The organism is Streptomyces turgidiscabies Car8 (assembly GCF_000331005.1).
GTDB lineage: Bacteria > Actinomycetota > Actinomycetes > Streptomycetales > Streptomycetaceae > Streptomyces > Streptomyces turgidiscabies.
Genome location: NZ_AEJB01000226.1, coordinates 1 through 23,591, shown reverse-complemented (window position 1 = coordinate 23,591; position 23,591 = coordinate 1). Strand labels below are relative to the sequence as shown.

Annotated in this window: 26 protein-coding genes and 1 pseudogene; 7 read left to right on the top strand and 20 right to left on the bottom strand. The window is 71.8% G+C overall.

Going from position 1 to position 23,591, the window contains the following annotated elements:
* Positions 1–46: 46 nt before the first annotated feature.
* The 4 genes from STRTUCAR8_RS15240 to STRTUCAR8_RS15225 form a co-directional block, all read right to left on the bottom strand.
* Complete coding sequence (locus tag STRTUCAR8_RS15240; protein ID WP_006376646.1) at positions 47–1,081, bottom strand: MBL fold metallo-hydrolase; 1,035 nt, start codon at positions 1,079–1,081, stop codon at positions 47–49.
* Entirely contained in the window at positions 1,078–2,325 is a 1,248-nt protein-coding gene (locus STRTUCAR8_RS15235; protein ID WP_006376662.1) for an aminotransferase class I/II-fold pyridoxal phosphate-dependent enzyme, read from the bottom strand. The genes STRTUCAR8_RS15240 and STRTUCAR8_RS15235 overlap by 4 nt, the downstream gene beginning before the upstream one ends.
* Before the next feature lie 134 nt (positions 2,326–2,459).
* Entirely contained in the window at positions 2,460–3,158 is a 699-nt protein-coding gene (locus STRTUCAR8_RS15230) for a hypothetical protein (protein WP_006376660.1), read from the bottom strand.
* Between the two features lie 281 nt (positions 3,159–3,439).
* A complete protein-coding gene (locus STRTUCAR8_RS15225) occupies positions 3,440–4,234 on the bottom strand; it encodes an RNA polymerase sigma factor SigF (RefSeq protein ID WP_006376656.1) in 795 nt (264 codons plus the stop codon).
* Positions 4,235–4,467: 233 nt separating this feature from the next.
* Here STRTUCAR8_RS15225 and STRTUCAR8_RS15220 point away from each other — a divergent pair, with 233 nt between their 5' ends.
* The 3 genes from STRTUCAR8_RS15220 to STRTUCAR8_RS15210 are packed head-to-tail and all read left to right on the top strand — an operon-like array spanning position 4,468 to position 7,341.
* A complete protein-coding gene (locus STRTUCAR8_RS15220) occupies positions 4,468–6,294 on the top strand; it encodes a thiamine pyrophosphate-requiring protein (protein WP_006376650.1) in 1,827 nt (608 codons plus the stop codon).
* A 60-nt stretch (positions 6,295–6,354) separates the two neighbouring features.
* Positions 6,355–6,744, top strand: a complete 390-nt coding sequence (locus STRTUCAR8_RS15215; protein WP_006376652.1) for a DUF2795 domain-containing protein — start codon at positions 6,355–6,357, stop codon at positions 6,742–6,744.
* A gap of 54 nt (positions 6,745–6,798) precedes the next feature.
* A complete protein-coding gene (locus tag STRTUCAR8_RS15210) occupies positions 6,799–7,341 on the top strand; it encodes a type 1 glutamine amidotransferase domain-containing protein (protein ID WP_006376664.1) in 543 nt (180 codons plus the stop codon).
* A gap of 121 nt (positions 7,342–7,462) precedes the next feature.
* Here the strand turns inward: STRTUCAR8_RS15210 and STRTUCAR8_RS54190 are convergent.
* From STRTUCAR8_RS54190 to STRTUCAR8_RS15200, 3 genes and pseudogenes are all read right to left on the bottom strand, one after another.
* A pseudogene (locus STRTUCAR8_RS54190) lies at positions 7,463–7,684 on the bottom strand (DUF6158 family protein); the annotation flags it as partial.
* Positions 7,685–7,758: 74 nt separating this feature from the next.
* Complete coding sequence (locus STRTUCAR8_RS15205) at positions 7,759–9,378, bottom strand: ABC-F family ATP-binding cassette domain-containing protein (protein WP_006376640.1); 1,620 nt, start codon at positions 9,376–9,378, stop codon at positions 7,759–7,761.
* A gap of 74 nt (positions 9,379–9,452) precedes the next feature.
* Positions 9,453–10,109, bottom strand: a complete 657-nt coding sequence (locus STRTUCAR8_RS15200; RefSeq protein WP_006376642.1) for a histidine phosphatase family protein — start codon at positions 10,107–10,109, stop codon at positions 9,453–9,455.
* 90 nt (positions 10,110–10,199) lie between these two features.
* Here STRTUCAR8_RS15200 and STRTUCAR8_RS15195 point away from each other — a divergent pair, with 90 nt between their 5' ends.
* The 3 genes from STRTUCAR8_RS15195 (at position 10,200) to STRTUCAR8_RS15185 (ending at position 12,909) form a co-directional block, all read left to right on the top strand.
* Positions 10,200–11,693 (top strand): bifunctional phosphatase PAP2/diacylglycerol kinase family protein, encoded by a 1,494-nt coding sequence (locus tag STRTUCAR8_RS15195; protein ID WP_006376659.1) that lies wholly within the window; start codon positions 10,200–10,202, stop codon positions 11,691–11,693.
* A 133-nt stretch (positions 11,694–11,826) separates the two neighbouring features.
* Positions 11,827–12,660 carry a class I SAM-dependent methyltransferase gene (locus tag STRTUCAR8_RS15190; protein ID WP_006376657.1) on the top strand — a complete coding sequence of 278 codons (834 nt, stop codon included), beginning with the start codon at positions 11,827–11,829 and terminating at the stop codon, positions 12,658–12,660.
* 78 nt (positions 12,661–12,738) lie between these two features.
* On the top strand, positions 12,739–12,909 hold the full coding sequence (locus tag STRTUCAR8_RS15185) for a hypothetical protein (protein ID WP_006376648.1): 171 nt from the start codon (positions 12,739–12,741) through the stop codon (positions 12,907–12,909).
* 43 nt (positions 12,910–12,952) lie between these two features.
* Here STRTUCAR8_RS15185 and STRTUCAR8_RS15180 read toward each other — a convergent pair whose 3' ends face one another.
* From STRTUCAR8_RS15180 to STRTUCAR8_RS15120, 13 genes are all read right to left on the bottom strand, one after another.
* Entirely contained in the window at positions 12,953–13,234 is a 282-nt protein-coding gene (locus STRTUCAR8_RS15180; RefSeq protein WP_006376661.1) for a gas vesicle protein K, read from the bottom strand.
* Entirely contained in the window at positions 13,231–13,419 is a 189-nt protein-coding gene (locus STRTUCAR8_RS15175; protein ID WP_006376647.1) for a gas vesicle protein, read from the bottom strand. The genes STRTUCAR8_RS15180 and STRTUCAR8_RS15175 overlap by 4 nt, the downstream gene beginning before the upstream one ends.
* Positions 13,416–14,243, bottom strand: coding sequence for a GvpL/GvpF family gas vesicle protein (locus STRTUCAR8_RS15170; protein WP_006376644.1), 828 nt, complete (start codon positions 14,241–14,243; stop codon positions 13,416–13,418). The genes STRTUCAR8_RS15175 and STRTUCAR8_RS15170 overlap by 4 nt, the downstream gene beginning before the upstream one ends.
* Entirely contained in the window at positions 14,240–14,569 is a 330-nt protein-coding gene (locus tag STRTUCAR8_RS15165; RefSeq protein WP_006376666.1) for a gas vesicle protein, read from the bottom strand. The genes STRTUCAR8_RS15170 and STRTUCAR8_RS15165 overlap by 4 nt, the downstream gene beginning before the upstream one ends.
* Positions 14,566–15,738: an SRPBCC family protein gene (locus STRTUCAR8_RS15160; RefSeq protein WP_006376645.1), complete on the bottom strand. Its 1,173-nt coding sequence runs from the start codon at positions 15,736–15,738 to the stop codon at positions 14,566–14,568. Before STRTUCAR8_RS15160 ends, STRTUCAR8_RS15165 begins: the two co-directional genes overlap by 4 nt.
* Positions 15,735–16,355, bottom strand: a complete 621-nt coding sequence (locus STRTUCAR8_RS15155) for a hypothetical protein (RefSeq protein WP_044472244.1) — start codon at positions 16,353–16,355, stop codon at positions 15,735–15,737. Before STRTUCAR8_RS15155 ends, STRTUCAR8_RS15160 begins: the two co-directional genes overlap by 4 nt.
* A complete protein-coding gene (locus STRTUCAR8_RS15150) occupies positions 16,352–16,618 on the bottom strand; it encodes a gas vesicle protein GvpG (RefSeq protein ID WP_006376649.1) in 267 nt (88 codons plus the stop codon). The genes STRTUCAR8_RS15155 and STRTUCAR8_RS15150 overlap by 4 nt, the downstream gene beginning before the upstream one ends.
* A complete protein-coding gene (locus tag STRTUCAR8_RS15145; protein ID WP_044472247.1) occupies positions 16,609–17,409 on the bottom strand; it encodes a GvpL/GvpF family gas vesicle protein in 801 nt (266 codons plus the stop codon). The genes STRTUCAR8_RS15150 and STRTUCAR8_RS15145 overlap by 10 nt, the downstream gene beginning before the upstream one ends.
* 50 nt (positions 17,410–17,459) lie before the next feature.
* Positions 17,460–17,894, bottom strand: a complete 435-nt coding sequence (locus tag STRTUCAR8_RS15140; protein WP_006376653.1) for a gas vesicle structural protein GvpA — start codon at positions 17,892–17,894, stop codon at positions 17,460–17,462.
* Between the two features lie 79 nt (positions 17,895–17,973).
* Positions 17,974–18,279: a gas vesicle protein GvpO gene (locus STRTUCAR8_RS15135; protein WP_006376654.1), complete on the bottom strand. Its 306-nt coding sequence runs from the start codon at positions 18,277–18,279 to the stop codon at positions 17,974–17,976.
* A 52-nt stretch (positions 18,280–18,331) separates the two neighbouring features.
* Complete coding sequence (gene ligD, locus STRTUCAR8_RS15130) at positions 18,332–19,255, bottom strand: non-homologous end-joining DNA ligase (protein WP_006376643.1); 924 nt, start codon at positions 19,253–19,255, stop codon at positions 18,332–18,334.
* Positions 19,252–21,123 carry a transketolase gene (locus STRTUCAR8_RS15125; protein WP_006376655.1) on the bottom strand — a complete coding sequence of 624 codons (1,872 nt, stop codon included), beginning with the start codon at positions 21,121–21,123 and terminating at the stop codon, positions 19,252–19,254. The genes ligD and STRTUCAR8_RS15125 overlap by 4 nt, the downstream gene beginning before the upstream one ends.
* Positions 21,120–22,514 (bottom strand): NAD(P)/FAD-dependent oxidoreductase, encoded by a 1,395-nt coding sequence (locus STRTUCAR8_RS15120; protein ID WP_006376658.1) that lies wholly within the window; start codon positions 22,512–22,514, stop codon positions 21,120–21,122. The genes STRTUCAR8_RS15125 and STRTUCAR8_RS15120 overlap by 4 nt, the downstream gene beginning before the upstream one ends.
* 227 nt (positions 22,515–22,741) lie before the next feature.
* Here STRTUCAR8_RS15120 and STRTUCAR8_RS15115 point away from each other — a divergent pair.
* Positions 22,742–23,591: TIGR03557 family F420-dependent LLM class oxidoreductase (locus STRTUCAR8_RS15115; RefSeq protein WP_006376641.1), on the top strand; the 850-nt coding region annotated here is incomplete at its 3' end.

Below are 23,591 nucleotides of genomic sequence, written 5' to 3'. Positions count from 1 at the left end.
AGCCCCCAGGGATGGGACGGGTAAGGGCGGCGGGGGCGAGAACAACTCAGCCCAGTACCCGTGAACCCCCGACCGGCAGGTCCCACAGGTCTTCGCGGGGGAGGCCGGTCCGCCCCCAGGCCGTCCGTACCCGGGTCAGTGGCTCCAGGACCGGTTCGGCCGACAGGACGAAGGTGGCCCAGTGCATGGGCGCCATCCGGCGCGCGCCGAGGTCCATGGCGGCCTGTACCGCTTCCTCCGGGTCGCAGTGGACGTCGCTGAGCCACCACCGGGGGTCGTACGCGCCGATCGGCAGCAGCGCGAGGTCGATGCCCGGGTAGCGCTGTCCGATGCGGGCGAACCAGTGGCCGTACCCGGTGTCGCCCGCGAAGTAGACGCGCTGCCCGTCCAGGTCGGTGAGCACCCAGCCGCCCCAGAGGGTGCGGCAGGTGTCGGTGAGGCCGCGCTTGGACCAGTGGTGGGCCGGCACGAAGTCGAAGCGGACGCCGTCCAGTTCGGCCGTCTCCCACCAGTCCAGCTCGGTGACGTGCGTGAACCGGCGGCGCCTGAACCAGCGGCCGAGGCCGGCCGGCACGAACACCGGGGTGTCGCGCGGGAGTCGGCGCAGCGTCGGCGCGTCCAGGTGGTCGTAGTGGTTGTGGCTGATGACGACGGCGTCGACGCGCGGCAGCGCGCTCCAGGCGACGCCCACGGGGGTGATCCGGGCCGGTGTGCCGAGGATGCGGCGGGACCAGACCGGGTCGGTGAGGACGGTGAGGCCGCCGATCCTGACCACCCAACTGGCGTGCCCCGCCCAGGAGACGGCGATCGTGCGCGCGTCGACGCGGGGCAGCGGGCCGGGTTCGAAGGGCAACCGCGGGATGTCGGCCAGGGCTTGCGGGGTCGGCCGTGCCGCGCCCTCTCTGGCGAATCTGGCCATGCCCTTCAGGCCAGGCAGCGGGGTGGTCAGCCGGTCGACGAAGGAACGGGGCCACACCCGCGGCCCGTGGAGCGGCTGAAGCGACTCGGGCGGCGTGGTCCTGACCGTGCTGGTACTGGAGCTGGAGCTGGTGCTCGTGGTCGACTCGGACTGCTGCGTCATCGAGGAGACTCCCGTCGCTGAGCGTCGTCACAAAGATCGTCGAAGGTTGATTCCATCAGGGTCAACGCGCGTCGCACGTGTGGCAGTTCCAGTGGTTCGGGTGACGTGAGCGACTGAGTCCGTTCCTCCGGCGTGTCGCCGAGCAGCGCGCCCGTGGCCAGCCGGACGCGCAGTGCCGCGAGGTCGTCCCCGAACCGGTGACCGCCCGGTGTGGGCATGCCGAGCCGGTCGGTGAGGTGGTCCTCCAGCTCCTGGGCGTCGCCGACGCCTCGGGCGCCGAGCGCGGTCCGCAGGGGGCCGAGATCGACGTACAGATGGCGTCCGGCCTTCGGCGGCAGGGCCAGACAGCCCGCGGCGACGACCGCGCGGTGCACGGCGGTCGCCACGCGCGCGTGCAGGCGTACGGCGGCGGTGAGCCGTTCGGCGACGGGCTCGGGTTCACCGAGCGCGTAGCCGGCCGCGGCGGCGACCGGTTCGGCGATCCGGGCGCCGAGCGCGGTGAGTACGTCGAGCACACGCGCGCGGAGGGCGTCGCCGGAGGCGTTCGCGGGGAAGCGGGCGAGGGCGGCGGGCCAGCCCGGCGGCAGCGACGCGCCGCGCAGGTCGGTGACCACGGCGACCCGGTCGGGCAGCATCTCGGCCGGGCTGAGCAGCACGGTGTCGTGCGGCCGGTGCAGGGTGTCCCGCCAGGTCTCGTCACTGACCAGGTGCAGCCCCTCCCCCGCGGCGGCCTCGACGGTCTCGTGCAGGAGTTCGGGCGGCGCCACGGTGGCCGTCGGGTCGTCCGCCACGGACAGCACGAGCAGCCGGGGATCACCGCCCTCGGCCCGCACCCTCCGTACGGTCTCCAGCAGGGCGTACGGGTCCGGTACGCCTCCGCAGTCGGCCGGCGTGCCCACGTAGAACACGGATCTGCCCAATGCCCGCACCTGTGGCGCCCACCAGGCCGGGCAGGGCCGGGGCACCAGGACGTCGCCGCCGATCGCGGCGGTCAGCGCGTGCAGCAGGACCGGGGCGCCGGGCGCGGCGGCAAGCTGGTCGGGTTCGGCGGGCAGTCCGCGCCGGTTCCAGTAGCCGCAGGCGGCGTCGAGGAGTGCGGGGCCGCCGCCGGTCGGCTGGGCGTCGGGGCGGGTGGCCGCGGCGGCGAGCACGGCGGCGAGTTCGGGCAGTACGGGGAGTCCGTCGGCGGGGAGCGGCGGGCCGTAGCGGACGGGGCCGTGCCCCTGGGAGTCCGTCCGCCGCATGCGTTCCTCCGCGCGTTGCCGGTGCGGTGCGTGTGCCCGCCTGTGCCTACGAGTACCCACGGTCACAGGGACCCATGGGAGCCCGCTCGGGTTGCTTCGGCCGGTCCTGCGGGCGCTGCGGGCGTCGGCCCGGGTCAGCCGCGCACCGGCTTCTGCCTGCGCCGCAGCCGGTGTACGGCGGCCCCGGCGGCGCCCGTGATCAGTACGCCGCCGGCGACCAGCGCGGGCACCGAGTCGGTGAACGCGCCGCCCTGGCCCGCCGCCACCCCGCGCTGCACCGGTGCGGGGGTGGGCGCGGAGGTGTGCGTGGGGCAGGAGGACACGTCCTGGAAGTCGCCGTTCTCGTGGTCGCCGTTCTGGTAGTCGCCGTGGGGGTCGGTGCCACAGGTGCCGGTGCCGCTGCCCGTGCCGTCGCGGGTCACCGTGAACGTCGCCTTCCATGCCTTGCCCTGGCCTCCGGCCTGCCCGGGACACGTGCCGTCGGCGGACCATTCGGCGGCGGGGGCTGTCGCGTTCTGGTCGCCCTCGAAACTCCAGGCGGGCGCGATCTTCGCGGTGCCGCTGTAGGCGGGGCCGGTCACCTGGTCGTCGTTGCCTGGCACCTGCTGGAGCTGGACGGTGCCCTGTTCGAAGCCCTGGGAGTGCGCGTCGATGGACGCGGGCGGGGTGCCTCCGGTCGCCTCGCAGGCCACGGAGACGGTGACGGTGCCGCCGGGTCCGACGGTGCGCGGGTTGACCTCCCCGGCGGCGTCCGCGGACACGGCCGAGGCGGCGGCACCGAGGGCGGCACCGGCCAGGGCGGCGACGGACAGGACACGGGCGGTGCGGCGCATGGCTGGGCTCCTTCGAGCGGCGGCTGCGGGGAGCGTCGGGTGATGCCCCGCACCCCATCACAGCCCGCCCGGCGGCGCGGCGCGCGCGGCCGGGCACCATTCGCGGGACGCGCACGCCCGAGCGGGTGACGGCGGCCGGGAGCCGCACAGCGCTCACCGAGCTGCTCCAGCTCGGTGAGCGCTGTGCGGCCGGAGACGCGGCAGGAGCGTTTCGCGGACCGGAGACAGGAGACAGGAGACACGGCCGCGAATTCGCCGAGCACCCGTACAGGAGGTCCGTTCTAGGCCGCGTCCTTCATGACCTGGTCCCGCAGCCGGTTGCAGGAGCGGCTGATCAGGCGGGAGACGTGCATCTGGGAGATGCCGAGCTGCTCGGCGATACGGCTCTGGGTCATGTCCCCGAAGAACCGCATGTAGAGGATGGCGCGTTCACGCTCGGGCAGGGCCCGCAGCCGCGGCTTGACGGCCTCGCGGTCGATGACGGTGTCGAGGGCCGGGTCGGCGGCGCCGAGGGCGTCGCTGAGGGAGTATCCGTCGTCGCTGCCGGGCAGTTCGGCGTCGAGGGACAGCGCGGTGAAGCTCTCCAGCGCCTCCAGGCCGACCTTGACGTCCTCCTCGGTCATGTTGGCGTGCTCGGCGATCTCCGCGACGGTGGGCCTGCGGCCCGAGATGGTCTGCGAGAGGTCCTGGGAGGCGAACCGGACACGGTTGCGCAGGTCCTGGACCCGGCGCGGGACGTGCAGGGTCCACATGTGGTCACGGAAGTGGCGCTTGATCTCCCCGGTGACCGTGGGGACGGCGTAGCTCTCGAAGGCGTTGCCGAGTGCGGGGTCGTAGCGGTCGACGGCCTTGACCAGGCCCAGCGCGGCCACCTGACGCAGGTCGTCGAGGCTTTCGCCGCGGCTCCGGAAGCGGCCCGCGAGCCGGTCGGCCATGGGCAGCCAGGCCTCGACGATCTTCGCCCGGAGGGTGTCGCGCTGCTGACCCGGGGGGAGCGCGGCGAGCGTGCGGAAGGCCTCGGCGGTGTCGGGGGCGTCGTTGTGGGGATGCCGCTTCGGACTCGTGTGAGTTCGCATGGTGCGTCGCAACTCCCTAGGAGTGCTCGGGGTGGACGGGTCACCGCGGAAGGGCGCGCACCACCGGGACAGAGACACCCGGGTCGGTGATCCACCGCTCCCACGGACGTGCCTCCTGTCCGAAGCACTGATGCTGCGCCTGCCCCGCCCCATGCGTGCCAAACAGGTTTTTCCGACCGCCGTTCGGAGACTCGGCCGGTGCCACCCGTACGCCTTCTCCCCTGGGAGTTCCGATGAGCACCACGGTTGCCGACCACGTCCTGCAGCGGCTGCGCGAGTGGGGGGTGGAAGAGGTCTTCGGTTATCCCGGCGACGGCGTCAACGGTCTGCTGGCCGCCTGGGGCCGCGCCGGGGACCGGCCTCGTTTCATCCAGTCCCGGCACGAGGAGATGTCCGCGTTCGAGGCGGTCGGCTACGCCAAGTTCGGCGGCCGGCTCGGCGTGTGCGTGGCGACCTCGGGGCCCGGCGCGATCCACCTTCTGAACGGCCTGTACGACGCCAAGCTGGACCATGTGCCGGTGCTGGCGATCGTCGGCCAGACGCACCGTACGGCGATGGGCGGCTCGTACCAGCAGGAGGTCGACCTGCACTCCCTGTTCAAGGACGTCGCCTCGGACTTCGTGGAGACGGTCACCGTGCCCGAGCAGCTGCCGAACGTCCTGGACCGGGCGATCCGCACCGCGTACGCGCGCCGCGCACCCACCGCGGTCATCATCCCCGGCGATGTGCAGGAGCTCGAATACGCCGCGCCCACGCACGAGTTCAAGATGGTGCCGTCCAGCCTGGACCGCAGCGCGTGGACCACGATCCCCTCCCAGGAGTCCCTGGTACGGGCCGCCGAGATCCTCGACTCCGGTGACAAGACGGCGATTCTCATCGGCCAGGGCGCGGCCGGCGCGCGGGCGGAGGTCGAGCGGATCGCCGAGCTCCTCGGCGCGGGCGTGGCCAAGGCGCTGCTCGGCAAGGACGCGCTGAGCGACGAACTCCCGTACGTCACCGGCTCGATCGGCCTGCTCGGCACGCGCCCCTCGTACGAGCTGATGCGCGACTGCGACACCCTGCTGACGATCGGTTCCTCCTTCCCGTACTCCCAGTTCCTGCCGGAGTACGGGAAGGCACGGGCCGTGCAGATCGACATCGACCCGCACATGGTGGGGATGCGTTATCCGTACGAGGTGAACCTCGTCGGCGACGCCCGGGCGACCCTGGAGCGTCTGATCCCGCTGCTGGACACCGCCGACCGGGGACGTGAGTGGTACGACACGGTGTGCGCGAACGTGGTGCGCTGGCGGGACGTCCTGGAGCGGCGGGCCGCGCTGTCGGCCGACCCGATCAACCCCGAGTTCGTGGCCCGGGCCCTGGATCCGTTGCTGCCGGACAACGCCATCGTCACCTCGGACTCCGGATCGACGGCGAACTGGTACGCCCGGCATCTGTCGATGCGGCCCGGGATGCGCTCCTCGCTGTCCGGGACGCTGGCCACTATGGGCTGCGGGGTCCCGTACGCGATCGGCGCCAAGTTCGCCCACCCGGACCGGCCGGCGATCGCGCTGGTCGGGGACGGCGCGATGCAGATGAACGGGCTGGCGGAGATGATCACCGCGGCGAAGTACCGCGACCGCTGGGAGGACCCGCGCCTGGTCGTGGGCGTCTGGAACAACCACGACCTCAACCAGGTCACGTGGGAGATGCGCGCGCTGGAGGGCGCCCCTTCCTTCCTGCCGTCGCAGGAGCTGCCGGACATCCCGTACGCGGCCTTCGCCCGTTCCCTGGGTCTGACCGGCGTACGGGTGGAGCGGCCCGAGGACGTCGAGGCGGGCTGGCGGGCGGGGCTGGAGGCCGACGGTCCGGCGGTGATCGAGTTCCGCACCGACCCGGCCGTACCGCCGGTGCCCCCGCACGCCACCTGGGAGCAGATGGAGGCGACGGCCGCGTCCATCCTGAAGGGCGACGCGGACCGGGGGGCGATGGTCCGCCAGGGCTTCAAGTCGAAGATCCAGGAGTTCCTGCCGGGCCGGGAGCGGAGCGGGGGACGGGCCAGGTCCAGGAAGAGCCGCTGAGGTGTGTCGGCGGCAGATCCTCGGGTACGCGGCTGGCACCCCCGAAGTCTGGAGGCACGCATGCAACAAGGCAGCGGCCGCGTCAGCGCCCATCGCGACGACGAGATGAAGCACCAGGTCCAGGGCCTGCTCAGGTCCGGCCACCCGACGAGCACCGAGGAGTGGAACGACCCGGAACCCGCCGCCGAGGACGACCCGCGGATCGCGGGCGGCCCGGTGGCTCCCGGCCGCGCGCCGGCCGGGATCGAGACGGTGCGCTTCGAACTGGCCCGTTATCTGGGCCGTACGTCCTTCCCGGCCGGGCCACGCGAACTCCGTGGCCTCCTGCGCGCCGGTTACGCCCCCGACACGCTGGTCGAGCCGGTGGAGCAGCTTCCCCCGAAGGCGCGTTACGCCTCCGTGCAGGAGCTCGCCGTGGCGGTCGTGAGCGGGTCCGAGGGGAACGCGTAGCCGGGCCCCTCGGGAACGGACCACGCAATGACCAGGAAAGGACACCGAAGGACTATGCGTATCGCGTTTCTGACCGCCCCCGAGGGCGTCGAACAGATCGAACTCACGGAGCCCTGGCAGGCGGTGGCCGACGCGGGTGGTGAACCCGTGCTCGTGTCGACCGAGCAGGGCCGGGTGCAGGCCTTCAACCATCTCGACAAGGGGGACACCTTCCCCGTTCAGGAGGTCGTCGGCGAGGTGTCGGCCGAGTCCTTCGACGGGCTCGTGCTGCCCGGCGGGGTGGCCAACCCGGACCTCCTGCGCACCGACGAGCGCGCCGTGGCGTTCGTCCGGGACTTCTTCGACCAGGGCCGTCCGGTCGCCGCGATCTGCCACGCCCCGTGGACCCTCGTGGAGGCGGACGTCGTGCGCGGCCGGGTGCTCACCTCGTGGCCGAGTCTGCGCACCGACCTGACGAACGCGGGTGGTGAGTGGGTCGACGAGCAGGTGCGGATCTGCGACCACGGAAGCAATGTCCTCGTCACCAGCCGCAAACCGGACGACCTGAAGGCGTTCTGCGAGGCACTCGTGACCGAGTTCGGCAAGAAGGCCGCCTGACGGCCCTTCCTGCCGGTGGCGGTGCCGTAGCAGTTCCGCCTTCTTCGCGGCGGTCGCGGCCCATCGGCGCTGGGATCCTCCCCCGGTGCGCCGCTGAGATCCACCGCCGCCGGTGCTGTGCGCAGTCCCGGTCCCGGGCGCCCTCACGGGTGCGGCCCGCGGCGACCGGGCGGCGCGGATGGCGGCGCAGGTACTCGCCCTCCAGCTGCGCCATCCGGTCGTTGTGGGCGCGCAGCGCGTCGCTCGGCGCGTGCAGCAGCGTGTCGTGGCGGGTCCGGTGGATCGTCTCCAGCTCCTTCATCAGCTGCTGGTCGTCCAGCCGGCCCGGGTCGACTCCGGTCATGGTGGCACCCCACTCGTCGCGTCCGAGTCCTTCGGTACGCGGGCCGGGTACCCCTCGCCGCCCGGGCGAAGCCCCTACCGCGCCCGCTCCACCCGCCGCTCGTCCCACACGGGCTCCGGGGTCTCCCGGATCTTCCCGTCGCTGCCGAACACCAGATATCGATCGAACGAACGAGCGAACCAGCGGTCGTGTGTGACGGCGAGCACCGTGCCCTCGAACGCCTCCAGCCCTTCCTGGAGGGCCTCGGCGGACTCCAGGTCGAGGTTGTCCGTCGGCTCGTCCAGCAGCAGTGCCGTGACGCCCTGCAGTTCGAGGAGCAGGATCTGGAAGCGGGCCTGCTGGCCGCCTGAGAGCCGCTCGAAGCGCTGCTCGGCCTGGGCGGTCAGTTCGTAGCGGCGCAGCCGGGACGAGGCCGCGCCCCGGTCCTGCGCGTGCTCGGACCACAGGATGTCGAGGAGCGTACGGCCCTCCAGTTCGGGATGGGCGTGCGTCTGGGCGAAGTGCCCGGGCACGACCCGCGCACCGAGCTTCCACTCGCCGGTGTGCGCCACGGAGTCCCCGGCGAGCAGCCGCAGGAAGTGCGACTTGCCGGAGCCGTTGGAGCCGAGGACGGCGACCCGTTCGCCGTAGAAGACCTCCAGGTCGAAGGGTTTCATCAACCCGGTGAGCTCAAGTCCCTTGCAGGTGACGGACCTTACGCCGGTCCGGCCGCCCTTGAGCCGCATGGTGATGTCCTGCTCGCGCGGCGGCTCGGGCGGCGGCCCCGCCTCCTCGAACTTCCGCAGCCTGGTCTGCGCGGCGGCGTAGCGGGACGCCAACTCATGGCTGATGGAGGCCGCCTGACGGAGGTTCAGCACCAGCTTCTTCAGCTGGGCGTGCTTCTCGTCCCAGCGCCGGCGCAACTCCTCGAAACGCGCGAACCGTTCACGCCGCGCCTCGTGATAGGTGGCGAAACCGGCGCCGTGCACCCACGCGTCCGCACCGGCGGGCCCGGGTTCCACGGACACGATCTTCTGCGCGGACCGGGACAGCAGCTCCCGGTCGTGGGACACGAACAGAACGGTCTTGCGGGTCTCCGCGAGCCTCTCCTCCAGCCACCGCTTGCCGGGTACGTCGAGGTAGTTGTCGGGTTCGTCGAGGAGCAGCACCTCGTCGGTGCCGCGCAGCAGCGCCTCCAGCACCAGCCGCTTCTGCTCACCGCCGGACAGGGTGCGCACCAGCCGCCACTGCGCCTTCTCGTACGGCACACCGAGTGCGGCCGTGGTGCACATGTCCCAGAGGGTCTCGGCCTCGTACCCGTGCGCCTCGGCCCAGTCGGAGAGTGCCTGCGCGTACTGGAGCTGGGCGGCCTCGTCGTCGACGGTCAGCATGCCGTGCTCGGCCAGGTCGACCGCCTTGGCGGCCTCCTGGATCCGCGGCGTGGCGACCGACACGAGCAGGTCGCGCACGGTCGTCTCGTCCCGTACGGAGCCCACGAACTGGCGCATCACGCCGAGCCCACCGCTCACGTTGACGGTCCCGCCGTGCGGTTTCAGCTCGCCGGAGATCAGCCGCAGCAGGGTCGTCTTCCCTGCGCCGTTGGGCCCCACGAGGGCCACGACGGCCCCTTCGCCCACCCGGAACGACACATCGCCGAGCAGCGCCCTCCCGTCGGGAAGGTAGTACTCAAGGTGCGCTGCTTCGAGGTGTCCCATGAGGACGCATTCTGCGGGCCCACCACGACCCCGGGCAAACCCATATCCGCGCCCGGACAGATCCTGGCCAGGTCCTAGCCGTGCAGGGCCTCTCCGGCGGGTCCGCTGCCCGTGTCCGGTCCGGCCGCCGCGACGACCGCGCCCGCCCAGGACACCGCCTTCCAGCTGTCCGCCGGGGAACCCTCCAGGACGACCACGCCGGTGTTGTCGAGCCGGTGCTCGGCGGCGAAGGGCACGTCGACGTTGTCCGCGCGGGCCGCCGCCCACATCCGGATCACGGCGCCGTGGCTGACCATGACGACCGTGCCGGCCCCGCTGTCCGCGGCCTCCGCGACGACCGCGTCGAACCGGCCGAGCGCCTCGACACCGTTCTCCCCGCCCGGCATCCGCAGCTCCGTGTCGCCGGCCGCCCACGCGAACAGCGTGGTCATGTAGGTGTGCGCGGACTCGGGGTCGCCCCGCATCTCCAGGTCCCCGGCGGCCACCTCGCGGATCCCGTCCCGCACCTGGACGTCGAGGCCGCGCGCCTCGGCCAGGGGCGCGGCGGTCAGCTGTGTACGGGTCAGGGTGGAGGCGTACATCGCGTCGATGTCCTCACCCGCCAGCGCCTCCGGCAGCGCGGCGGCCTGCTTCTCCCCCAGCTCTGTCAGCCTTGCCCCCGGAACGGCGGTGTCCAGCAGAAACCTGAGGTTCGACGGGGTCTGACCGTGCCGGACGAGCAGCAGACGCATACGGGTTTCCTTCCGCCCCACGATGTCGCGACGAGCCCCGTGACCTGTTCGACAAGACAAAAAGGCTCACTTCAGGGTACCCAGAGCGTCATGACCGCAGACATCGACCTCACCGTCCCGCAGCTCGGCAGCCACGCCCTGCGCGAGAAACTGCTGAAGCTCGACTTCCGGCTGTTCGAGACCGCAGCCACCCGGAACTGGCCTGGCGCCGAGCGCGTCCTGCCGAGGCTGAGCCGCAGCGCGAACCACGGCGTCCTGTGGTTCGCGACGGCCGCCGCCCTGGCGGCCACCGGGAGCCCCAAAGCCCGCCGGGCCGCCGTCCGGGGCCTGGCCTCCCTCGCCGTGGCCTCCGCGACGATCAACACGGTCGGCAAGCGCTCGGTACGCCGTCCACGCCCCGTACTGGACGCCGTACCGATGGTCAGGCAGCTGAAGCGGCAGCCGATCACCACGTCGTTCCCGTCCGGCCACGCCGCGTCGGCAGCCGCGTTCGCGACGGGTGTCGCCCTGGAGTCCCGGGGCCTCGGGGCGGTGGTGGCGCCGCTGGCCTTCTCGGTGGCGATGTCCCGCGTCTACACGGGCGTCCACTTCCCCAGCGACGTCCTCGCCGGCGCGGCCCTCGGCGCGGGCGCCGCGTTCGCCGTACGGGAGCTCATGCCGGCCCGCGACCGGTCCGCGCCCCCGGCCCGGCCGCACGCCACGGCCCCGGCGCTGCCCGACGGCGAGGGTCTGGTCCTGGTGGCGAACACGGCGGCGGGCACCGCCGACCGGGTCCGCGCGCTGGAGGACGCGCTGCCCCTGGCGGAGATCGTGGAGTGTGCGCCGGAGGACCTGCCGGGCGAGCTGGAGAAGGCGGCTGCCCGCTGCGAGGTGCTCGGCGTGTGCGGCGGCGACGGCACGCTGAACACGGCCGCCGCGGTCGCCCTGCGGCACGGACGGCCACTCGCGGTGCTGCCCGGCGGCACGCTCAACCACTTCACGCTCGACCTGGGCGTCGAGGACGCGCGGGACGTCGGACGGGCGGTGCGCCGGGGCGAGGCGGTGCGCGTGGACGTGGGCCGGTTCCGGTCCGGGGACCAGGAGGGCGTCTTCCTCAACACGTGCAGCCTGGGGGTCTATCCGGAGCTGGTGCGCGAACGGGAGCGCTGGTCCGAGCGCATCGGCGCCTGGCCGGCCGGGTTGGTCGCGGCGGCCCGGGTCCTGCGCGCCGACCGCCATCCGCTGGAGGCTCAACTCCGGGGCGAGCGGCGCCCGTTGTGGCTGCTCTTCGCGGGCAACGGCACCTACCACCGGCTCGGCCTCGTACCGGCCCGCCGGGTCGACCTGGCGGACGGGCGGCTCGACGTACGGGTGGTGCACGGCGGCCGGAAGCCCTCGCTGCGCCTCCTGGCGGCGGCTCTGGCCGGCCCACTGACCCGCTCCCCCGCCCACGCGGGCGTCCTGGTCAGCCGTCTGCGCGTGGACGACGTGGCGCCGGGCACCCTCCTCGCGTACGACGGCGAGGTCACGGAGGTGGAGGGCAGCGTGACGCTCGAGAAACTCCCGGAGGCGCTGACGGTCTACCGCCCGCTCGGCCGGAACTGACCGTCGGCTGGGGCCTGTTGACGGGCCATGTCCACATCCCAAGACATGGGTCTCATTATTCGGCACGACTGCGTACGGTGATGAGCGAGTCGTTCGGAGCGGGTCGTTCGAGAAGACGAGAAGGGGCACGGTCATGTCCAAGCCGCAGTCACAGCCGCAGGAGACCGCCGTCTACACGCACGGGCACCACGAGTCCGTGCTCCGCTCGCACACCTGGCGCACCGCCGCCAACTCGGCGGCGTACCTCCTCGGCTCGCTGAAGCCGCACATGAGGATCCTGGACATCGGCTGCGGCCCGGGCACGATCACCGCGGACCTGGCCGAACTGGTCCCCGACGGACAGGTCACCGGCGTCGACCGGGCGCCGGAGGTCCTCGACCGGGCCAGGGCGACAGCCGCCGAGCGGGGTCTCACCAACGTCGGCTTCGCTGTCGCGGACATCCACGCGCTGGACTTCCCGGACGACACGTTCTGCGTGGTCCACGCCCATCAGGTGCTGCAGCACGTGGGTGACCCGGTGCGGGCGCTGCGCGAGATGCACCGGGTCACCAAGCCCGGCGGGTATGTCGCCGTCCGCGAGTCGGACTACCTGGCCATGGCCTGGTATCCGGAGTCGGAGGGCATGGACGACTGGCTGGACCTCTACCGGCGGGTGGCCCGGGCCAACGGGGGCGAGCCGGACGCGGGACGCCGGCTGAAGTCCTGGGCGCTGCGGGCCGGGCTCACGGACATCACGGCCACCTCCAGCACGTGGACGTTCGCGGACACCGCGGAGCTGGCCTGGTGGAGCGGCCTGTGGGCGGACCGGACGCTCGCGTCCGCCTACGCGGACCGGGCGACGGAGGGCGGCCTGGCGACCCCGGAGCGGCTGCGGGCCGTCTCGGAGGCCTGGCGGGAGTGGGGGCGGCGGGAGGACGCCTGGTTCACCGTCCCGCACGGCGAAATCCTCTGCCGGAAGGCCGGCTGACGCCGAAATGCCGACCGAGTCCTCCGGGCGATGTCTGAGACTCCGATTTCGGGAAACTCGGGGCCCAGGAGGTTCACAATGGTTCCCATTCTGCTCGTACTGCTTCTGGTCCTGATTCTTTTCGGCGCCGGATTCGCGGTGAAAATACTCTGGTGGATCGCACTGATCGTGCTCGTCGTCTGGCTGCTGGGATTCCTGGTGCGGGGCACGAGCGCGAGTGGATCAAGGGGTCGCTGGTACCGCTGGTAGCCGGTGACAGCGAATGACCCGTCCCAGGCCGTTCAGTGGGCGTTCAGTCCCTGGGAAGTAGGGGGCCCAGCGGCCCGAGGTCCAGATTCAGGTCCTCGGGCCGCAGCCCGTACCGCTCCCGCAGCTCGGCCATCCGGTCTTCGAGGAGCATGAGTGTGAGCCCCACGCGCTCCTCCTGCTCCTCGGTCATCTCCCCCGTGTCGAAGCGGCGCACGGCCTGCCTCTCCATGAGCTGCCGGAGCAGCTCCACCACCGTCAGGACGAGTTTGACGAGATCACGTTCGACGGTGTCGGGTTCGAGGTCGAGCCGGTTGCGGGCACTCACGTCAACTCTCCCCAGGGCGAGGGTACTTGTTCGTTCACTGAGCTGATCAGCGCGTTCAGGTCGATCCGGACGAGGTCCACGTCCGCGATGCGCAGGGTGATGTCCCCGGTGATGACGACCCCGCCGGCGAGCAGCCGGTCGAGCAGGTCGACGAGGGCGACCTCGCGGCGTTCGACGACGGTCACGCGTCCCCCTCGCCCGCTGCGGAGCCATCGGCGTCTCCGGTGAAGGAGTAGACGGCCCAGGGACCGGTGAGTTCGACCCGCAGTCCCGACGTGGTCCCGTCGGTGGTCCCGTCCGCGTCGCTCCTCGTCCGGTCGACCAGTTCCACGAATTGCTCGGAATCCTCGCGCGGAACCAGATAGGCCGCGTTCAGCACGTTCTGCCCGCTCGCACCGGAAAGCGCGGAGTTCTGCGGCGCGTGCAGCCGATGGTCCTCGGCACAGCCGGAAAGGGTGCTATGCAATTCGGCGGCGAACGTCTCGGCGCCGCGCCACCGGTCCTCGTTCGTCCTGGCGTGCTGTCGACGCCGACGCAGATAGTCCCGGCCGGTGGTCACCGGCGGGTCCGACGGGACCGACGCGGAATCCGTTTCCGCGTCCGTTCCGTCGGCCTTTTCCAGATACACCTTCACGCCCCACTCGACCCTCCCGTCGAGGCGGTCGAGAGTGCGGTGGAAGTCGTTCTCGCGTTCCTCCATCATCACACGTACGCCGCTGTCGTCCCGGAAGACGGTGGCGAGCCTCAGCGGCAGCGGTGTGGTGACGGCGGTCAGCGCGTCGATCACGGCCTGATGGGCGCGTGCCGTCGCGGTCAGCCAGTCGAGGTCCTCCAGCCGGTGCCGGAGCGGCTCCTCGGCGAAGTCCTCCTCCGGCACCGTACTGACGACCGCGACCAGCCCGCGGTGGACGAGCAGTCCGGGCGGGGCGCCCGCCACCCCCGTCAACTGGGCCTGCAGGGCCGCGTCGAAGGGGCGGCAGACGGCGTAGACGTACCGCAGTCCGGTCATGAGGTCTCCTTCGGCGCTCCCCCGCGCTCCAGTTCGGCCAGCCGTTCACGCAACTCGGCGTTCTCGCGGGCGAGTTCACCCCGATGAGCGCGGGAGGACAACGCCGGGTCGTCCTCCCACCAGTCGATGCCCATCTCCTTGGCCTTGTCGACGGAGGCGACGATGAGCCGCAGTTTGATCGTGAGCAGTTCGATGTCGAGCAGGTTGATCCGGATGTCGCCCGCGATCACCACGCCCTTGTCCAGCACCCGTTCGAGGATGTCGGCGAGGTTGGAGCCGCCGTCATGGCTGTAGGGCTGGGGCAGCCGACTTGCCGGCGAAGTCATCGACGACTCCGGGGCCGGGTCTCGGATTCGGCTTCGTCCTCGGTCTCGTCCTCGGCCGTCTCGGGCTCCGGCTCGTACGCGGCCTCGTCCTCGTCGACGTCCTCTTCGTACGCCGCCTCGTCCTCGGCTTCGTCGTCGTCCTCGTACTCCGGCTCCTCGGGCTTCTCGTCCTCCGCCTCCTCGTACTCACCCTCGGGTTCGGCGCCTTCGGCCTCGTCGTCGACGTCGTCCTCGTACTCGTCCTCCGCCTCGAGCCCTTCCTCTCCCTCTTCCCCTTCCTCGGCCGCCTCTTCCTCTTCCTGCGCGAGGGCGTCCTCGTGGCTCACGATCACCTCGCCGTCGCGGATCTCTCCGCGCCAGCCGTCGTCCGCCTCGCCCTTGATCGTGATGAAGCGGGCGAAGTTCTTGAGGTCGAGCCGGGTGCGGCGGCCCTGGGCGCGCCAGATGTTGCCGGTCTTCTCGAACAGACCCTTGGGGTAGTACTCGACGACCAGCAGCACGCGGGTGAGGTTGGGTGCGAGTTCATGGAAGGAGACGACGCCCTTGGTCGTGCCCTTCGCGCCCTCCGACGTCCAGGAGATCCGGTCGTCGGGCACCTGCTCGGTGGTGTGGGCCTTCCAGCTCCGGTTGGACCAGAAGATCTTGAGCTGCCAGTCGGAGGTCGTGTCGTCGGCGCGGTTCGCGCTCTTGACGCCCTTCGCGAAGGTGCTGAAGTCCTGGTACTGGGTCCACTGGTCGTAGGCGGTGCGCAGCGGGACTCCGACGTCGATGAACTCGATGACGACCGTCGGCTTCTTTCCCGCCCCGCCCTTTCGCCTGCCCTTGCCACCGGTCAGGTTCTTGAAGGCGCCGACCACGCTGTCCTTGGCTCGTCCGGCGCCGACCTCGATGGCCGAGCGCAGGGGGCCCTTCCCCTCGGCGAGTTTGCGGCCACCGTCGAGGGCCATCTTCGCGAAACCGGGGCTGTTGCCGTCCGCGATGTCGTTGAGTTTGACGGTCGTCTCGCCGAGCCGGTGTCCGACGCCCGTCAGCAGGCGCTGCGCCTGGGCGGCGAGGTACTCCTGGACCTCCGACTTCAGGCGGTCGGCGGCCTCGCTCCTGGCGACGTCGGTGATCGGGTTGCCCTTCCCGGATCCGGCGGACTTGACGGACTTGAGGGTGTCGGTCATCGTTCACCGCCTCCCTTGGGCAGCCGCGCGCGGGTGCCGCGACCGGCGGCCGTCTTCTTCGCCGCCGTCTTCTTCGCGGTCGCCTTCTTCGCGGAGGGCCGGCCGGATGCCGCTGCCTTCCTGGGGTCCGTCTTCTTCGCGGCGGCCGTCTTCTTCGCCGCCGCCTTCCTGGCGGGCCGTTCGCTGCGCCCGGCGGGTTCCTCCTCGTCGCGCTCCTCGTCCGCCGTCTCGTCGTAGGCGTCCTCCGCCTCGTCGGCGTCGGCGTCGGCGTCGCGGCCCCGGCCCGTCGTCTTCGTCACGACGCCCGCCAGCTGGTCGCGGACCTCCGCCGTGCGGCCGTGCAGACGGTTGGCCAGTGCCTCGACCTGCCGCTCGACCATCGCGCCCGACGCGGCCTTGCCGACGCCCCGCAGATCAACGCGCAGCTGGTCGCCGATCTCCTTGAACTGCGGGTTGTCGCGCAGCTGCCCGGACACCAGGTCCGCGAGCGCCTTGGGGCTCAGTTGCATCCGCTTGCCGGCCACCAGGGTGCCGACAGCGAAGGCCAGTTTCAGTTTCTTCGTACGTCCAAGAACGTATCCGGCCCCTACAGCGAGGCCCAGTCCCACTCGGTTCATCCTCGTGCCGTCCCGTTGTTGGTACCCACGCCAGTGCGCAGGCCTGTCTCCAGCCGGTCCAGGAGTTCGTCCTCGCGGCGGTCGAACTCCTCGTCGTCGATCTCGCCCGCCTCCAACTGCTGTTCCAGCTGGGCGAGTTCGGTGCGGACCGTGGCCGGGTCGTAGTACAGCCGCTCCGCCTCGTGCAGCACCTGGCCGATCACCCAGGCGCTGCCGCGCACCGGTGCGAACGGCAGCAGCAGCACCTCCGAGATCAGTCCCATGTCCGGCTCTGATCCGCCCCGGCGCCGAGGCCGCCCGCCGGGGAGCCCGCGGGCTCGCCCGGGCCCGGCTCGACGAAGCTGTACGGCGGCAGCGGCCCGTGGACCCGCAGTTCGAGGTACGGGCGCGCCTTGCGGAGCTGCTCGGTCGCGGTGAGGAAGACCTCCGCCGAGTCGCGGGCCACCAGGAAGGACACGTTGGCCAGCCAGCCGGTCGACTCGGCGCCCACGCTCACCGCCACCGCGGAGGGCTCCAGCGCCTGCCGCACCTCGACGGCGTCCTCGGCCTCGCGGGCCTTCACCGCGGACACGACCATCTCGCCGAGGCGCACCCGGTCGTCGTAACTGCCGCCGCCCGCTTGCCTGTTGGCCTCGGTGAACGCCCGGATCTCCGGGTTCTCCGCCAGCACGCGGTGCAGGACCGCCTCTTCCTCGTGGCTCGCCTTGACGTTGTACTCGACGTTGCCGTCGAGGGCCTGGAGCCGTTCCTCGTAGTGCTCGGCGCGTTCGGTCAGTACGGAGGTGACCGCGTCGTCGTCCGGTGCCACGCTGCCGAACCGCATGGGCAGCACACAGCCGGCGCCACCCGCCTCCTCCAGCACGTGCTGGTGGGCGAGCAGGTCCTTGCGCTTGGGGCGCAGCTTCTCGGGCGCGTCGCTGACGATCGCCGCGAGGGTGCCTGCCGTCAGGACGCGCACGGTACGCGGCGGGTCGCCGACGCCGCGCAACTCCTCGGCGAAGGAGGGGAGCGCGGGGTGGGTGGCGGCGGTGATGCCGTAGACGTACGTGCCGATGCTCGTGCCGTCGGTCGTGTCGTTGCCCGTGTCCGGGGCGCTGCTCGTACTCACTCCTGCTCCTCCTTCCTGCGTGCGGCCGCGGTCTTGCGGGTCCGGGTCTGCTGCTGCCTGGGTTCGGCCTGGCCCTCGTCACGGGACTGCCGGAAGGCGTCGGAGATGGTCTCGGCGGCACCGGACAGTGCCCCCTTCGACTTGCCCTTCGCCCCGGACTCGGTGATGTCACCGACCAGGTCGGGCAGGCCGGGGCTGCGCTTCGGGCCGGCCTCCAGGTCGAGGCGGTTGCATGCCTCGGCGAACCGGAGATAGGTGTCGACGCTGGCCACGACGACCCGGACATCGATCTTCAGGATCTCGATGCCGACCAGGGAGACCCGTACGAACGCGTCGATGACCAGCCCCCTGTCGAGAACGAGTTCGAGTACGTCGTAGAGGCCGCTGGAGCCGCCTCCTCCGCCGCTCTGCTGTGCCGGGACAACGGTCATACCGTCCACCCCTCCTTGTCTCGTGAAGGACCTGCCTGGCGAAGTACCAGCCGGCGCAGGCCTGTTGATGTGCTCCGGGTTATCGGCCCTCGGACCTGCGCGCGTCGGCGCGTCCGCGTTCGTAGCGGCGGACCCGCCGGTAGCCGGTGAGTTCGCCCCGCTTGTCGAGGTCCACGCGGTAGCTCGCGAGAAGGCTCATGGTGTCGGGGACCCTGGTGAGTTCCAGGACCTCGATCTCCAACGACCAGCCGTTCTCGACCTGTTCGAAGGACGACACGGTCTCCGCGGTCATACCGGTCAGTTCCGCGAGCTGGTCGCGCGCCCCGCGCATGATCTCCATGGCCGACTTGGGTGCGTTCGATTCTGTGTTCGATGAGTTCGTCATAGGTCTCCTGGACATCGGGTGGCCCAGGATCGGTCGCATAAACCCCGCAGGCTCAGACCATCGAGTCGAGCTTTCGTCGGGCGGGCCCCAACGCCCGTCCCCGACGCATCACTTCGCCCCACGGATGGGTACCGGCCTGCTGAGCCGCGTCCGCGATCGTCCAGCGGCGGGCGGTCAGCCGGGGATCGTCCACCTGTTCCCAGCGGACGGGGACGGCCACGGGCGCCCCGGGCAGCGCGCGGACGGAGAAGGGCGCGACGGCGGTCTGCGCGTACCCGTTGCGCTGCACGTCCAGGTAGAGCCTCTCGCCGCGCTCCTTCTTGCGGGCGGCGGTGGTCAGCCGGTCGGGGTGTGCGGCGGCCAGCACCTCGGCGACTCCTCTGGCGAACTCCCGTACCTCGTCGAAGCCGTGCCGGCCGCTCAGCGGGACGACGATGTGCAGCCCGCGCGAGCCGGTGGTCATCGGCGCGGACGGCAGCCGCAGCATGTCGAGCAACTCCCGCAGGTGCAGGGCCGCTTCCCGCACCTGGGTGAAGTCGTCCACCGTCGGGTCGAGATCGAAGACCATACGGTCCGGGGAGTCGACGCGGCCGACGCGCGAGAGCCAGCGGTGCAGGGTCACGGACGCCTGGTCGGCGAGGTGGACCAGGGTCGCGGTGTCGTCGCAGACCGGGTGGACGACCGTACCGCCCTCCTTCGGCACCTCCACCCGGTCGACCCACTCCGGGGAGCTGCCGGAGACGTTCTTCTGCATGAAGCGGGGGCCGTCGATCCCGTCGGGATGGCGTTCCAGCATCAGCGGGCGTCCGCGCAGGTGGGGCAGCATGAACGGGGCGACGGCGCGGTAGTGGTCGACGAGGTCGGACTTCGTGTACTCCCTGACGTCGTCGCCGCCCGGGAACAGCACCTTGTCGGGCCGGTGGACCTCGACGGTCCGCCGCCCGGCCCGGACCCGCCGTACCGCGCCGTCGGTCACGGAGCGATCCCCTCCTCCACGAGGAGCCGGCCCGCCGCCATGATGGCCTCGGCGTCGATGCCGGCGGCGTGCAGCTGCTCGTCGGGACTCGCCGAGCCGGGCATCGTACGCACCGCGAGGCGGGCCAGGCGGGGCACCGGCCGGCCGTCGAGGAAGGCGTCGAGGACCGCGTCCCCGATACCGCCCTCCTCCCGGTGGTCCTCGACGGTGAGCAGACAGCCGGTCTCCTCGGCGGCCCGGCGCAGGGTGAGCCGGTCGACGGGCTTGACGGAGTACAGGTCGATGACCCGCACCGGGATGCCCTGGGCGTCGAGCGCGTCGGCTGCGGTCAGCGCCTCGTGGACGGTCACGCCCGCCGCGACCACGGTCAGCCGGTCCTCGCGCCCGGCGGAGCGCAGCACCTTGCTGCCGCCGACGGGGAACTCCTCGTCGGGCCCGTACAGCAGCGGTGTCCCGCCGCGCGAGGTGCGCAGATAGCGGATGCCGTCGAGGCCGGCCATGGTGGTGACGAGTCGCGCGGTCTGGTGGGCGTCGCACGGATACAGCACCGTCGAGCCGTGCAGCGCGCGGAACATCGCCAGGTCCTCCAGGCCCATCTGGGAGGGCCCGTCCTGCCCGATCGCGACACCCGCGTGCGAGCCGACGAGGTTGATGCCGGCCCCGCTGACCGCCGCCATCCGCAGGAAGTCATGGGCGCGGGTCAGGAACGCGGCGAACGTCGACGCGTACGGAACCCAGCCGCGCGACGCCAGTCCCACGGCGGCGGCGACGAGTTGCTGTTCGGCGATGTAGCACTCGAAGAACCGGTCGGGGTACTCCTTGGCGAAGGCCTCGGCGCGCGTCGAGTCGCTGACCTCGCCGTCGAGGGCCACGATGTCGCCCCGGGCGTTGCCGAGCGCGACGAGCGCCTGCCCGTAGGCGTCCCGGGTGGCGACCTTCTCCCCCTCGTCCCAGCGGGGCGGTTCGAGGTGTCCGGCGCGTACGGCGTGCAGTGCGCGGGCGGCGCGCGGCTCGGGCGGGCGGACGCGGAGGTCGCGGGGCCCGCCGAGTTCGGCGATCGCCTCGTCGGCGTCCTTCAGCGGCTTGCCGTGCAGACCCTCGCGGTCCTCGACGGCCGCGACGCCCTTGCCCTTGAGCGTGCGCGCGAGGATGACGACGGGCTGCCGGGTCGTGGATTCAGCCTCGCCGTAGGCACGGTCGACGGCCTCGACATCGTGCCCGTCCACCTCGATGGTGTGCCAGCCGAAGGCCTTGAACCGGCGCGCATAGGCGTCCAGATCGTGCCCGTGCCGGGTCGGCCCGCGCTGGCCGAGCCGGTTGACGTCGACGACGAGGACCAGATTGTCGAGCTGCTCGTACGAGGCGTGCTCGGCGGCCTCCCACACCGACCCCTCGGCCAGCTCGCTGTCGCCGCACATCACCCATACCCGGTATCCGGTGCGGTCGAGCCGCTTGCCGGCCAGCGCGATACCGACGGCCACGGGCAGCCCCTGGCCGAGCGACCCGGTGGCCGTCTCGACCCAGGGCAGCCGCCTGGGTGTCGGATGGCCTTCGAGCCGGCTGCCGAGCGTGCGGTAGGTGAGCAGTTCGGCGTCGTCGATGACGCCGACCGCCTTGTAGGCGGCGTAGAGCAGCGGCGAGGCATGCCCCTTGGAGAGGACGAAGCGGTCATTGCCGGGGTGGGTCGGCCGGTCGAAGTCGTAGCGGAAGTGGCGGGCCAGGAGTACGGCCATCAGGTCGGCGGCGGACATGGACGAGGTCGGATGCCCGGAGCCCGCGGCGGCCGAGGCCCGGATGCTGTCGACACGCAACTGCTGTCCCAGCTCGGCGAGTTCGGCGGTGTTGTGCAGGGTTTCGGCGGTTTTCACGACTCTCCTTCCGATGGGGCGGACCGTTCGGAGGCCCGTCCCGACGACTGTTCCGGCACCCGTTCCGGGGACCTGCGCGCACCGTCCGGCACCCGCGCCAGCTCCGGCGACGCCGTGTCCAGCGGCACCGACCAGGACCGCACGAGCCCCAACTGCACGCCCTGGCGCGGGAGTACGGCGTCCAGCAGCCAGTCCGCCGCGACGCGCACCCGGTTTCCGGGCATCGCCGCGAGGTGGTAGCCCCGGGCGACCGCGCCGGCGACCGGCCCGGACAGTGAGACGCCCAGCGGGTTGGCGGCGGCCTTGACTCCGCCCAGGTCGACGACGAACCCCAGGTCACGGTGGCGGTAGGCGGTGCGGGACCCGACGCCGAGCGAGGCGGCGACATTGCGGGCCGCGACCTTGCCCTGCCGCCAGGCGTGCTGCGCGGTCATGCCGGTGAACTCCCCCGGCTTGTTCAGGTCGGGCACGGCGGCGGCGTCCCCGCAGGCGAACACCTCGGGGTGGCCCGGCACCTGGAGGAAGGGGTCGACGATCAGCCGTCCGCGTTCCAGGGGCTGCCCGATGCTCTCGACCAGCGGGTCGGGGCGGACCCCGACGCACCACACCAGGGTGCGCGACTCGACGAACTCCCCGTCGGACAACAGCACTCCAGCGGGCGTCGCCTCCTTCACGGAGGTCTCCGTGCGGACGTCGATGCCCCGCTGCCGCAGCACCCGGTCGGCGGTGCGCGACAGTTTCTCGTCCAGCTGGGGCAGGACGCGCGGCGCGGTGTCCAGCAGCAGCCAGCGTGGCCGCATGCCTTCGCGCACGGGCTGCTTGCGTACCAGCGCGTCGGTGAGCAGCTGCCCCTGCGCGGCGACCTCGGTGCCGGTGTAGCCGGCGCCGACCACGACGAACGTACAGCGGGCGGCGCGGCTCTTGGGGTCGTCGGCGGCGGCCGCCAGTTCGACCTGCCGGGTCACGTGGTCGCGCAGATACAGCGCCTCGGGCAGGCCCCGGAAGCCGTGGGCGTTCTCGGCGACGCCGGGGACGGGCAGCAGTTTGTTGACGCTGCCGACGGCGAGGACGAGCCGGTCGTAGCCGAGGGTGCCGCTCTCGCCCTCGGGGTCCGTGTAGCGCACGGTGCGCGCGTCGAGGTCGATGCCGTCGGCGTCGGCCTCGCCGAGCACCAGGCGCACCTTGCGCAGGGTGCCGGGGAGGGAGACGGTGACCCGGCGGGGTTCCAGGACACCGGCGGCGACCTGGGGCAGCAGGGGCAGATACAGGAAGTGGTCGGTCGGGTTCAGCAGGGTGATGTCGGCCTTCTGCCGGGTCAGCCGGGCCAGGGTGCGGGCCGTCTGGTACCCGGCGAAGCCCGCGCCGACGATCAGGATGCGGGGTCGACTCACGTTTTCGCCTCCGGCGGTGTCGCGTGTGCAGAGCCTTCGGTCAGGCGTACGAACGCCTGCGTGGACGTCGTACGGGACTTTCCGCGTCCCCCTGGTCAGGGCACCCAAACGTCTGCCGGCGCCCGGTTCGGCCGACCGCGCATCGCCCTTCGCGCGCCGGTTTCCCCGACGCACGCTGGGTACCCGGAACGGAACCCGACCCGCTCTCTTTCCGGAGGTGCTTCCCCATGCCCGAATACGGCTACTTCCTCGCGTGCGAGGAATTCGGTCCGGCGGAACTCGTCGAGCAGGCGAGGCAGGCCGAACAGGCCGGGTTCCAGGCGCTGTGGATCTCGGACCACTACCACCCGTGGAACGACGCGCAGGGCCAGAGCCCCTTCGTGTGGTCGGTGATCGGCGCGCTGTCCCAGGCGGTGTCGCTGCCCATCGAGACGGCCGTGACCTGCCCGACCGTACGGATGCACCCGGCGGTGGTGGCGCAGGCGGCGGCGACGAGCGCGGTGCAGACGGAGGGCCGGTTCCGGCTCGGTGTCGGCTCCGGCGAGGCGCTGAACGAGCACGTCCTCGGTGACCGGTGGCCGCCCGCGCACACCCGTCTGGAGATGCTGGAGGAGGCCATCCAGGTGATGCGCCGCCTCTTCACCGGCGAGGAGGTCAACCACCACGGCCCCCACTACACGGTCGAGAACGCCCGGCTGTACACCGTCCCCGACGAGCCCGTCCCGATCGACGTCTCCGGCTTCGGCCCCCAGGCGACCGCGCTCGCCGCCCGCGTGGGTGACGGCTACATCACCATGGGCCCCGACGAGGACCTCACGACCCAGTTCCGCAAGGGCGGCGGGGGCGCGGGCCTCGTCAGCGGCGGTACGAAGGTCTGCTACGGCACCGACCGCGACGAGGCCGTCCGTACGGTGCACCGGCTGTGGTCCAACCAGCTGCTGCCCGGCGAGATGGCCCAGATCCTGCCCACACCGCGTCACTTCGAGCAGTTGGAGCCGCTGGTCACCGAGTCCATGGTGAGTGAGAACACGGTCTGCGGCGCCGACGTGGACGAACACGTCGCGGAACTGTCCGCCT